The organism is Spirillospora sp. NPDC052242, assembly GCF_040679555.1.
Classification (GTDB): Bacteria; Actinomycetota; Actinomycetes; order Streptosporangiales; family Streptosporangiaceae; genus Spirillospora.
The window spans coordinates 36420-48345 of sequence record NZ_JBFAUZ010000046.1; the positions used below are offsets into that span (position 1 = coordinate 36420).

Below are 11926 nucleotides of genomic sequence, written 5' to 3' on the forward strand. Positions count from 1 at the left end.
CCCACAACAGGCGAAGCGGGTGCCGGTGGGACCGGCACCCGCTTCACTTCACGCGAACGGTCAGCTGCAGCCGCTGGTGGAGCCGCAGCCCTCGCAGACGTAGCAGCTTCCGGCGGGCCGCATCTTCGTGCCGCAGGTCAGGCACAGCGGCGCGTCCTGCGTACGGCCCTGGCGGCTCTCGATGGCCTCGACGGACGAGTGCGCGCCGTTCGCCGTCGCGGGGGCCGCCTGCGGCGCCGCGGGACGCGCGATCTCCGCGGTCTGGGCGAGGTCGTCGTGCTGCACCTCGTCCTCGTGCAGGGACGCCGGGTCCTCGCCGTTGGCCTGCATCGCGCGCTCCTCGGCGGTGAAGATGCCGAGGCCCGCGCGCTCCTCGTAGGGGAGGTGGTCGAGCGCCAGGCGGCGGAAGATGTAGTCCATCACCGACGTCGCCATGCGGATGTCCGGGTCGTCGGTCATGCCGGCCGGCTCGAACCGCATGTTCGTGAACTTCTCGACCCAGGTCTCCAGCGGCACCCCGTACTGGAGGCTGATGGAGATCGCCATGGAGAAGGCGTCCATCACGCCGGCGAGGGTCGAGCCCTGCTTGCCGAGCTTGAGGAACACCTCGCCGAGGCCGTCGTCCGGGTAGGACGAGGCGGTCATGTAGCCCTCGGCGCCGGCGACGGAGAAGCGGGTGACGGTCGCGGGGCGCTGCTTCGGCAGCCGCTTGCGGACCGGCCGGACCTCGGCGGGCGCCGCGGGCGCCGCGACGGCCTCGGTCTTGTCCTTCTTCCCGGCGGCCGACAGCGGCTGCCCGACCTTGCAGTTGTCGCGGTAGATCGCCAGGGCCTTCAGGCCGAGCCGCCAGCCCTCGAAGTACACCTTCTCGATGTCCTCGACGGTCGCCTGCTCCGGCATGTTGACCGTCTTGGAGATCGCGCCGGACAGGAACGGCTGGACGGCCGCCATCATCCGCACGTGCCCCATCGGGCTGATCGCGCGCTCGCCCATCGCGCAGTCGAACACCTCGTAGTGCTCGGGCCGCAGGCCCGGGGCGTCCACGACGTGGCCGTGCTCGGCGATGTACTCGACGATGGCCTCGACCCGCTCCTGCTGGTAGCCGAGCTGCTCCAGGGCGCGCGGCACCGTGTGGTTGACGATCTGCATGGACCCGCCGCCGACGAGCTTCTTGAACTTCATCAGCGCGAGGTCCGGCTCGATGCCGGTGGTGTCGCAGTCCATCATCAGGCCGATGGTGCCGGTCGGGGCCAGCAGCGACGCCTGCGCGTTGCGGTAGCCGTGCTTCTCGCCGAGCTTCAGGCACTCCTGCCACTGCTTGGCGGCGGCGGCGAGGATCGTCTTGTCCATCTCGTGGAGCGTGCGGACCTCGTCGTTGGCGGCGGCGTGCTTGCGCATCACCCGCTTGTGGCCCTCGGCGTTGCGCGCGTACCCGGCGTACGGGCCGACGACGCCCGCGATCTCGGCCGAGCGGCGGTAGGCGACGCCCGTCATCAGCGACGTGATCGCGGCGGCGAGGGAGCGGCCGCCCTCGGAGTCGTAGGCGTGGCCGGTCGCCATCAGCAGCGCGCCCAGGTTGGCGTAGCCGATGCCGAGCTGCCGGTAGTCCCGGGTCGTCTCGGCGATCTTCTCGGTCGGGAAGTCGGCGAACGTGATGGACACGTCCATCGCCGTGATGACCAGCTCGGTCAGCTTCACGAACCGCGCGACGTCGAACGTGCCGTCCGCGCCGAGGAACTTCAGCAGGTTGATGCTCGCCAGGTTGCAGGACGAGTTGTCCAGCGACATGTACTCCGAGCAGGGGTTCGACGCGGTGATGCGGCCCGTCTCGGGGTTGGTGTGCCAGTCGTTGATCGTGTCGTCGTACTGGATGCCGGGGTCGGCGCACTCCCACGCGGCCTGCGCCATCTGCCGGAACAGGTCCTTGGCCTTGATCGTCTCGACGACCTCGCCGGTCATCCGGGCGCGCAGCCCGAACTCGCCGTTCGACTCGACGGCGTGCATGAACTCGTCCGACACGCGGACCGAGTTGTTGGCGTTCTGGTACTGGACGCTGCCGATGTCCTTGCCGCCGAGGTCCATGTCGAACCCGGCGTCCCGCAGCGCGCGGATCTTGTCCTCCTCGCGCGCCTTGGTCTCGATGAACTCCTCGATGTCGGGGTGGTCGACGTCCAGCACGACCATCTTCGCCGCGCGCCGCGTGGCCCCGCCGGACTTGATCGTCCCGGCGGACGCGTCCGCGCCGCGCATGAACGAGACCGGGCCGCTGGCGGTGCCGCCGGACGACAGCAGCTCGCGGCTGGACCGGATGCGGGAGAGGTTCAGGCCGGCGCCGGAGCCGCCCTTGAAGATGACGCCCTCTTCCTTGTACCAGTCGAGGATCGACTCCATCGTGTCGTCCACCGACAGGATGAAGCACGCCGAGACCTGCTGCGGGGACTTGGTGCCGACGTTGAACCAGACCGGCGAGTTGAAGCTGAACATCTGGTGCACCAGCGCGTACTTCAGCTCGTGGTCGAAGATCTCGGCGTCCTCGTCCGACGCGAAGTAGCCGTTCTCCAGGCCCGTCTTCGTGTACATGCTGACGACGCGGTCGACGAGCTGCTTGAGGCTCCACTCGCGGGCCGGGGTGCCCACGGCGCCGCGGAAGTACTTGGAGGTGACGATGTTGACCGCGTTCAGCGACCAGAAGTCCGGGAACTCGACGCCGCGCTGCTCGAAGTTGACCGAACCGTCCCGCCAGTTGGTCATGACGACGTCACGGCGTTCCCAGGTCAGCTCGTCGTACGGATGCACGCCGGGCTTGGTGAAGATCCGCTCGACCTTCAGGCCCTTGCGCGCCCCCTTGCCGCGCCGCGCCGTCGAGCCGCTCACCGTCTCCGTCATGACCTTCCCCCTCTCGGGCCCTCCCGCCGGGCCCTGTCCAGGAACAACTCCGCCGCCGCGCGGGGCATGCCCGGCGCGGTGGCGCTTCACGTTCGATGCTTTGTGTTTCCGCCGTCCCTAACGGGACGGGCCGGGCTCCCCCGAGGAACCGGCATTCCGCAGTGTTTCGATCTCCCGCGCGAAGTCGTCGAGCGATTCGAAGCTCCGGTACACGGAGGCGAACCGCAGATACGCGACCTCGTCGAGTTCACCGAGCGGCCCCAGGATCGCGAGGCCGATCTCGTGCGAGGGGATCTCCGCGGATCCCGACGACCGGATGGCCTCCTCGACCCGCTGGCCGAGCTTCGCGAGCGCGTCCTCGTCGACCGGGCGGCCCTGGCAGGCCCTGCGCACCCCAGCGATGATCTTGTCGCGGGAGAACGGCTCGGTGACGCCGCTTCGCTTGGCGACCATCACGAGGACATTCTCCTGCGTGGTGAATCGCCGACCGCATTCGGCGCACGAGCGGCGCCGCCTAATGGCGCCCCCGTCGTCGGTGGAACGGCTGTCGATCACTTTGGTGTCGGGGTTGCGGCAGAACGGGCAGTGCACGGTTCTCCCCTCCCCGGACCGAATGGAGCATCATCGCGAGAACAGCGCCACAATCACAAGTTGTGGTTAATCCCATCGATGTAACTACTAGATGTTGTGGTCAACCGTACGGGTCCGCAGACGCCAACGCAACCTGATCGACTGCCTCCCGAGTCACATCCGCCACGGACGTGCTGGTGGCGCGCGGCCCCGCCCGACCACATCGGATCCGCGTTCCGGCGTGTCGCGCCCGGCGGCCTGCGCGACGGCCGGCGGGCCGAGATCGTCCGCCTCTCCGGCCCTCTCGCGGCACCCCGCCGCCCGTCGTGCGGTCGGAGCACGGCCGGGCCGGAGGTCCCGTCCGGCCCGGCCGGGATGCGCGGCTGATCGAACCCGGCGGCATCCGTCCCGAGCGCCGATCCGGGCCGGACTTCCGGCCGGCCCGCGGCCGCGAGTCGCGGCTTCGATCGTTTCCGGACCGCGGGGCGAGCCGGGCCGGACCCGGATCCGGCGCGCGTCGATGTCCGGTGCCTGTTCGCTCGCCTTGCGGGTCCGTGTCCGGGGGACGTCCGGCGCAATGGGAATCGCCGTCGAACCCCGTCACTCTGGCGTCCGATGCAATCCGGCCGTATGCCGGCGGGCACCGACAATCCGGGTGCCGTCGAGGCGCTCCGAAACCCGCTTCAGCCGGTTGCGGGACGCCGACACCGCGCCTCTTGCCATTGGCCGACCTCAGCACCCCGGGACGGCCGTACGCTGCGGCTTCGGGTCGGGCGCGCCCCGATTCGCCGCTCCGCCGATTGCGGGTCGGGGGCCGACTCGGGGCGCCGTCCGCTCGTCCGGCATAGCGGATATCTCGCCCGGCTCACGGCCGCTCATTTCCCGGTCGCATGGCGGTCTCGCGCGGACCTTCATCGCTCTCCGTTCGCCGTAACCCGCACGGGCGGGGGCGATTCGAGAACGCACCCGAGACGCCCTCCGGGAGGGACGCCTTGCGCATTGGGTTCGGACGGGCAAACCGTGCGGTGCGTATCGGTTGAAGCGGCCATCTCGGACCCCGGCGCGAGAAAACCGGATCGAACGCCTGTACGATGTTCTGTGGACGTCCTCAGAAAACACCTGAGCACTTCGAACAATTGTTTGATCGAGGCGCCGAAGCGCGATAACGTGCATGACCAGGAGTGATTGAGATCGAGGCGCCCGGGAGGCGAGCGATGAGCAAGGTCCGGGAGCTGCCCGACGGGCCGATGGACGAGTCGGGGCTGACGCAGCGGCAGCGCATGGTGCTGGAGGTGATCCGCGATTCGGTGCAGCGCCGCGGTTATCCGCCGTCCATGCGGGAGATCGGCGAGGCGGTCGGCCTGACCAGCACGTCGAGCGTGTCGCACCAGCTCCGGACGCTGCAGCGCAAGGGGTTCCTGCGGCGCGACCCGAACCGGCCGCGCGCGGTCGAGGTGCGGGTGCCGGGGGCGACGCCGGTGCGCACCGAGCCCGAGACCCCGGACGGGACGACGTCCGCCCAGGCGCCCGCGTACGTGCCGCTCGTCGGCCGGATCGCCGCCGGTGGCCCGATCCTCGCCGAGGAGGCCGTCGAGGACGTCTTCACGCTGCCCAAGCAGCTCGTCGGCGAGGGCACGCACTTCCTGCTGAAGGTCACCGGCGACTCGATGATCGACGCGGCGATCGCCGACGGCGACTGGGTCGTCGTCCGCCAGCAGCCCGTCGCCGAGCAGGGCGACATCGTCGCCGCGATGATCGACGGCGAGGCCACGGTGAAGACGTTCAAGCGGCGGGACGGGCACATCTGGCTGATGCCGCAGAACCCCGCCTACGAGCCGATCCCCGGCGACGAGGCGTCCGTCCTCGGCCGGGTGGTGGCGGTCCTGCGCAAGATGTGAGACGACGCGCGAACGGCCGCCGGGGGCGTCCCCGGCGGCCGTTCCCGTGTCAGCGCTTCGGCACGATGTTCACGATCTTCGGCGCGCGGACGATCACCTTCGCGATGTCCGCGCCGCCCAGCGCGTCCCGCACCTTCGGCGACGCCAGCGCCAGCTTCTCCAGCTCGTCGCCCGCGATGCCCGGGGCCACCTTCAGCCGGTCGCGGACCTTGCCGGCGACCTGGACGACGCAGGTGACCGACTCCTCGACCAGCAGCGCCGGGTCGGCGGACGGCCAGCCCGCGCGGACCACCGGGGCGGTGCGGCCCAGCAGCGACCACGCCTCCTCGGCGGTGTAGGGCGCGAACAGCGACAGCAGCACGGCGATCGTCTCGGCGGCCTCCCGGACGGCCGGGTCGGCGGCGCCGGGACCCGAGTCGATCGCCTTGCGGGCCGCGGTGACCAGCTCCATGATCCGCGCGATCGCGACGTTGAACCGCTGCGACTCGACCAGGGTCGTGACCTCGTCGACGGTGCGGGCGGTGGCGCGGCGCAGCGCGACGTCCCCGGACGCCGGGTCCGCGCCGGGGGCGGCCCCGACCTCGCTCGCGATGCGGTGCACGCGGGACAGGAACTTCGACATGCCGTGCGGGGACACGTCGGCCCAGTCGATGTCGTCCTCGGGCGGCCCGGAGAACAGGATCGCCAGCCGGACGACGTCCACCCCGAACTCGCGGATCTGCTCGCCCAGGTCGACGCCGTTGCCCAGCGACTTCGACATCGCCTTGCCCTGGTTGATCACCTGGCCCTGGTTCAGCAGCCGCGTGAACGGCTCGGTGAAGTCGACCATGCCCATGTCGTGCAGGACCTTGGTGAAGAACCGGCTGTACAGCAGGTGCAGGATGGCGTGCTCGACGCCGCCGGTGTATTGGTCGACCGGCATCCACTTGCGGACCTGCTCGACGTCGAACGGGCCGCCCTCGTACCCCGGCGAGCAGTACCGGAAGTAGTACCAGGACGAGTCGACGAACGTGTCCATCGTGTCGGTGTCGCGCTTCGCGGCGCCGCCGCACTTGGGGCACTCGGTGTTCACCCAGTCGGCCGCGGCGGCCAGCGGCGACGTGCCCTTGGGCGCCAGGTCGGCGCCGCGCAGGCCGTCGGGCAGCCGCACCGGCAGCTGCTCGTCCGGCACCGGGACCTCGCCGCACGCGTCGCAGTGCACGATCGGGATGGGGCAGCCCCAGAACCGCTGCCGCGACACCAGCCAGTCGCGCAGCCGGAAGTTCACCGACGCCCGGCCGGTGCCGCGCTCCTGCATGATCTCGATGATGCGGGCGATGCCGTCCGCCTTGGCCAGCCCGTCGATCGGGCCGGAGTTGACCAGCCGCCCCTCGCCGGGGGTCGCGACGCCCGTGGCCGCCGGGTCGGCCTGGCCGGTCTCGACGACGACGCGGACCGGCAGCCCGAACTTCAGCGCGAAGTCCAGGTCGCGCTGGTCGTGCGCGGGGACCGCCATGATCGCGCCGTGCCCGTACTCGGCCAGCACGTAGTCGGACGCCCAGATCGGCAGCCGCTCGCCGTTCACCGGGTTGATCGCGTAGCGGCCCAGGAAGACGCCGGTCTTCTCCCGCTCGGTGGACAGCCGCTCGATCTCGCTCTCCCGGGAGACCTCCTCCCGGTAGGCCTCGAACGCGGCGCGCTGGTCGGGCGCGCAGATCTCCTCGGCCAGCGCGGCGTCCGCGGCGACGACCATGAACGTGGCGCCGTACAGGGTGTCGGGACGGGTGGTGTAGACGGTGACGGGCTCGTCGCGGCCCTCGATGACGAAGTCGACGTCGGCGCCGGTGGAGCGGCCGATCCAGTTGCGCTGCATCAGCAGGACCCGCTCGGGCCACTTGCCCTCCAGCTGCTCCATGTCGTCCAGCAGCCGGTCCGCGTACTCGGTGATCTTGAAGTACCACTGGGTCAGCACGCGCTTTTCGACCAGCGTGCCGCAGCGCTCGCAGTGCCCGCCGACGACCTGCTCGTTCGCCAGGACGGTCTGGTCCTTCGGGCACCAGTTGACGTGGCCGCCCTTGCGGTAGGCCAGGCCCCGCTCGTAGAAGCGCAGGAACAGCCACTGCGTCCACTTGTAGTACTCGGGGTCGGAGGTGTGCAGCCGCCGCGACCAGTCGAAGGACGGCGCGTACCGCTGGAACGACGCCGCCTGGGTGTCGATGTTGGCGTACGTCCACTCGGCCGGGTGCGAGTCGCGCTTGATCGCGGCGTTCTCGGCGGGCAGGCCGAAGGAGTCCCAGCCGATGGGGTGCAGCACGTTGAAGCCGCGCTGGGTCCAGTAGCGGGCGGGGACGTCGCCGATCGCGAACGCCTCCGCGTGACCCATGTGCAGGTCACCGCTCGGGTAGGGGAACATGTCCAGCGCGTAGCGCCGCTCGCGGCCGTCGTCGCCTTCGGCGGCCTTGAACGGGTCGAGCTCCGCCCATCGGGCCTGCCACCTGTCCTGAACCGCCCGCGGGTCGTACTGCTCGTCGCTGCTCACGCTTTCTCTCTCTTCCGTCCCTAGCGAGTCCCGGGAAAAGGGGCCAGGCCGTCCGCCGAAATGAAACGGCCCCTCGCTCAGGAGGGGCCGCCACGCTGACTTTCTCGCGTCAGCGTGGCCGTTCGAGGAGCAGCCTGGCATGCATACAACAAGCGTAGCGCAACCGCAACCCCGGTCGCCCGGGGATATCTCGGACGCCGCCCGGGACGGCGGGGGTCAGTGGCCGGACGCCTGGCGGGCGAGGGAGACGACGCCGGTGATCTGGACGCGGGTCAGCTCGAGGTCGGCGCCGACCGCGCTCAGGGTCTCCTGCTCGGAGACGCTGAGCGGCCCGTCCATGAGGGCGATCTCGGCGGCGGCGCGCAGGATGCTCTCCCGCGCCTCGGGGGCCAGCGCGGACGAGGCGCGCCCCATCTCCCGGCGGACCTCGTCGAACGGGCGGCCGAGGTCGGCGTTCAGCGCGCTCTCGTCGTAGCCGGTCTCGCCGGCCTGGCGGACGACGGCGACGGCGCGGGAGCGGGCGGGCGCGTGGGTGTAGTCGCCGGAGCGCAGGACCTGGGCGATCGCCATCCGCAGCAGCATCGCGGGCATGTGCGCGAGCTGCGCGGTCGTCGGGACCTCGAGGACGCCGGGCGTCCAGCGGCCGCGGCAGGTGCCGCACTCGACGATCTCGCCGCCGGTCTTGTTCAGCGGCAGGACCGGGATGAAGAACAGGGTGAAGAAGTTGCGGCCCTGGCGGCGGCGGTACTCGCGGTCGCCGCCGCACTGCGGGCAGTGGAAGACACCCTTGCCCAAGGTGAAGAACACCACGCGCCAGCCGAAAATGATCACGACAATGCCCCCTTTTCCCGGAACGGTCATCGTAACCGGGCCGGGGGACGGACGCGCGGCGGCGCACCGCCCGCGCACGATCGGGCCCCGGATCCGGACACGACCGGCATGCCCGGGACACTCCGTGTCGCCGCCGTCACGCCCGTCCCCGCAACGGGGCGCTTGGCACAAAACGGCACGTCAAAAAGGGCGCCGCACCATGGCGCGGACCCGCGCGGATACAGCAGGATGAGCGGAACGATTCGTAGACTCGTCGGTAACAACCGGCCGGTCATCCGTTCCGCGCGAGGAGTGCCATGCTCAACCTGTCCGTGCTGCTGGAGGACGCCGCCCGCGAGACGCCGGACCGCGACGCCGTCGTGTTCGGCGACCTGCGGCTGTCGTACTCCTTCATCGACTCGGTCGCGAACCAGGTCGCGAACCTCCTGCGGTCGCGCGGCATCGGACCGGGCGACAAGGTGGCGCTGTCCAGCCCCAACCTGCCGTACTTCCCGATGGTCTACTTCGGGGCGCTCAAGGCGGGCGCGGTCGTCGTCCCGCTGAACGTCCTGCTCAAGCCGCGCGAGATCGCCTACCACCTGGGCGACTCCGACGCCAAGGCGTTCTTCTGCTTCGAGGGGACGCCGGAGCTGCCGCTCGGCGAGATGGGCAAGGCCGGGTTCGACCAGGCCGAGGGGTGCGAGCACTTCTTCCTGCTGCCGGCGAACCCGGCGGCGGCCGAGTCGCCGATCGAGGGGGCGGAGCTGTTCTGGGCGGCGCTGGGCGGGCAGCCCGGCACGTTCGAGCCGCACCTGAGCGAGGCCACCGACACCGCGGTGATCATCTACACGAGCGGGACGACCGGGCAGCCGAAGGGCGCCGAGCTGTCGCACGGCAACCTGCTGATGAACGCGATGGTGGACGACACGCTGTTCGCCAAGACGCTGCACGACGTGTCGCTGGTGACGCTGCCGCTGTTCCACATCTTCGGCCAGACGTGCGTGATGAACGTCGGGTTCTACCGGCGCGGGACGCTGGTGATGCAGCCGCGGTTCGACGCCAAGGAGGCCGTCGCGCTGATGGTCCGCGAGAAGGTGAACATCTTCGCGGGCGTCCCGACGATGTACTGGGGGCTGCTGACCGACGACACGTCCGCGGAGGACGTCGCGACGATCCGGGAGAACCTGCGGGTCGCGGTGTCGGGCGGCGCGGCGCTGCCGATGGAGGTCCTCAAGGGGATCAAGGAGAAGTTCGGCGCGGACGTGCTGGAGGGCTACGGGCTGTCGGAGACGTCGCCGGTCGCGTCGTTCAACCGCCCGGACCGTCCGACCAAGCCCGGCTCGATCGGGCTGCCGGTGTGGGGCGTCGAGATGAAGCTGATCGACGACGACTGGAAGGACGTCGAGGGCGAGGGCCCCGGCGAGATCGCGATCCGCGGCCACAACATCATGAAGGGCTACTACAAGCGGCCCGAGGCGACCGACGCCGCGATCCGCGACGGCTGGTTCCGCACCGGGGACGTGGCCCGCCGCGACGAGGACGGCTACTACTACATCATCGACCGCTCCAAGGACATGATCATCCGGGGCGGCTACAACGTGTACCCGCGGGAGCTCGAAGAGGTCCTGATGACCCACCCGCAGGTGTCGCTGGCCGCCGTGGTGGGCGTCCCGCACGACAGCCACGGCGAGGAGATCAAGGCGTACGTGATCCGCACGCCGGACGCCACGGTCACCGAGGACGAGCTGGTCGCGTGGGGCAAGGAGCAGTTCGCGAACTACAAGTACCCGCGGATCGTCGAGTTCCGTGACGAGCTGCCGATGACCGCGACGGGCAAGATCCTCAAGCGCGAGCTGCGCTGACCCCGTCCGCGAACGGCCCTGCGGAGCGGGCCCCGGCCGGTCGGCCAGGGCCCGTTCGCGCGTTCAGAACGTGTACGGCAGGCGCTTGATGCCGTTGATGAAGTTCGACTCGAGCCGCTCGGGCTCCCCGGCCCGGATGTCGGGGACGCGGCGCAGCAACTCGCGGAACATCACGGTGATCTCGCGGCGGGCGAGGTGGGCGCCCAGGCAGAAGTGCGGTCCGGGGCCGCCGAACCCGACGTGCGGGTTGGGGTCGCGGAGAATGTCGAACTTCTCCGGGTCGGTGAAGACCGTCTCGTCCCGGTTCGCGGACCAGTAGTACAGGACGAGCTTGTCGCCCTCCTTGATCTCGTGCTCGTTCAGCGTCGTGTCGCGGGTCGCGGTGCGGCGCATCCAGATCACCGGGGACACGTAGCGGACGATCTCCTCGACGGCGCCCGCGATCCGGCCGTCGAAGTCCGCGGTGAGCAGGGCCCGCTGCTCGGGGTGCCGGGTGAACAGGTCGAGGCCGTGCGCGATCGCGTTGCGGGTCGTCTCGTTGCCCGCGACGACGAGCAGGATGAAGAAGGAGCCGAGCTCCTGGTCGGTCAGCGACTCCCCGTCGATGTTGGCGTTGACCAGCGCGGACGTCAGGTCGTCGGTGGGCTCGGCGCGGCGGCGGCGCCCGAGGTCCTCCACGAGGCCCTTGAGGCTCTCGCCGGCGCCGAGCAGCGCCATCGCCATCTCCTCGGCGCTGCCGGTGGGGAGGAACTCCGCGTCGTTGCCGGCGAGGATGACGTTCGTGGCGTCCAGGACGGCGCCGTAGTGCTCCTCGCCGATCCCCATCATGTCGCAGATGATCTTCAAGGGGAGGCGGGCGGCGACGTCCTGCACGAAGTCGCCCGTCCCGTGGCCGGCGGCGATGCCGTCCACCAGTTCGGCGGCGACCGCCTCGACCTTGTCCTCGAACCGCTGGATCATCCGCGGGGAGAACGCGCGGGAGACGATGCGGCGGATCTTGGCGTGCCGCGGGTCGTCCATGTTGATCATGGAGCCGAAGTACTCGTGCAGGTCGCCGGGCATGTCGGGGATGCTGATCGTGCCGCGTCCCGAGCAGAAGTCCTGGGGACGGCGGGACGCCTCGACGACGTCGGCGTGCCGGGTCAGCGCGTAGTAGCCGGGGCCCTGCTCGACGATGACGACCTCGGGCTCGTCGTAGCGGATCAGCTCGCCGTGCCACCGCAGCGCCTTGAACGCCTCATGGCGGTAGTCGTGCGGACGGCGCCAGAAGTCCCAGTCCGTCAGGTTGATGTCCTCGGCCTTGAGCACTGTCGTCACCTCATCCTTCCGAACCTGATTCGGTTTACATGCACCCTCTCAAAGTAAAGTCCGGTGCGGGAGTC

At 70.2% G+C, this 11926-nt stretch carries 7 protein-coding genes; 2 read left to right on the forward strand and 5 right to left on the reverse strand.

All coding sequences use genetic code 11. From position 1 onward, the window contains the following. Positions 1-60 precede the first annotated feature (60 nt). Positions 61-2886 carry a vitamin B12-dependent ribonucleotide reductase gene (locus AB0L25_RS31195; protein WP_500176307.1) on the reverse strand — a complete coding sequence of 942 codons (2826 nt, stop codon included), beginning with the start codon at positions 2884-2886 and terminating at the stop codon, positions 61-63. Positions 2887-3003: 117 nt separating this feature from the next. After that, on the reverse strand, positions 3004-3477 hold the full coding sequence (gene nrdR / locus AB0L25_RS31200) for a transcriptional regulator NrdR (protein ID WP_500176308.1): 474 nt from the start codon (positions 3475-3477) through the stop codon (positions 3004-3006). A gap of 1193 nt (positions 3478-4670) precedes the next feature. Here nrdR and lexA point away from each other — a divergent pair. Next, on the forward strand, positions 4671-5354 hold the full coding sequence (gene lexA, locus AB0L25_RS31205) for a transcriptional repressor LexA (RefSeq protein WP_500176309.1): 684 nt from the start codon (positions 4671-4673) through the stop codon (positions 5352-5354). Positions 5355-5403: 49 nt separating this feature from the next. Here the strand turns inward: lexA and leuS are convergent, their stop codons facing one another. Beyond that, the gene (gene leuS / locus AB0L25_RS31210) at positions 5404-7872 is read right to left on the reverse strand and encodes a leucine--tRNA ligase (RefSeq protein ID WP_500176310.1); all 2469 of its coding nucleotides are present in this window, start codon (positions 7870-7872) and stop codon (positions 5404-5406) included. Positions 7873-8088: 216 nt separating this feature from the next. Continuing rightward, complete coding sequence (locus AB0L25_RS31215; RefSeq protein WP_500176311.1) at positions 8089-8703, reverse strand: hypothetical protein; 615 nt, start codon at positions 8701-8703, stop codon at positions 8089-8091. A gap of 296 nt (positions 8704-8999) precedes the next feature. On the opposite strand from AB0L25_RS31215, the gene AB0L25_RS31220 reads away from it, so the two are divergent. Continuing rightward, positions 9000-10544 (forward strand): long-chain-fatty-acid--CoA ligase, encoded by a 1545-nt coding sequence (locus AB0L25_RS31220; RefSeq protein ID WP_500176312.1) that lies wholly within the window; start codon positions 9000-9002, stop codon positions 10542-10544. A gap of 63 nt (positions 10545-10607) precedes the next feature. Here the strand turns inward: AB0L25_RS31220 and AB0L25_RS31225 are convergent, their stop codons facing one another. Then, positions 10608-11861 (reverse strand): cytochrome P450, encoded by a 1254-nt coding sequence (locus AB0L25_RS31225; RefSeq protein WP_500176313.1) that lies wholly within the window; start codon positions 11859-11861, stop codon positions 10608-10610. Positions 11862-11926 lie beyond the last annotated feature (65 nt).

Bases quoted from the DNA above. Each gene is read 5' to 3' on its own strand.
- AB0L25_RS31195 (WP_500176307.1), bottom strand. From the start codon at position 2,886: ATGACGGAGACGGTGAGCGGCTCGACGGCGCGGCGCGGCAAGGGGGCG.
- lexA (WP_500176309.1), top strand. From the start codon at position 4,671: ATGAGCAAGGTCCGGGAGCTGCCCGACGGGCCGATGGACGAGTCGGGG.
- AB0L25_RS31220 (WP_500176312.1), top strand. From the start codon at position 9,000: ATGCTCAACCTGTCCGTGCTGCTGGAGGACGCCGCCCGCGAGACGCCG.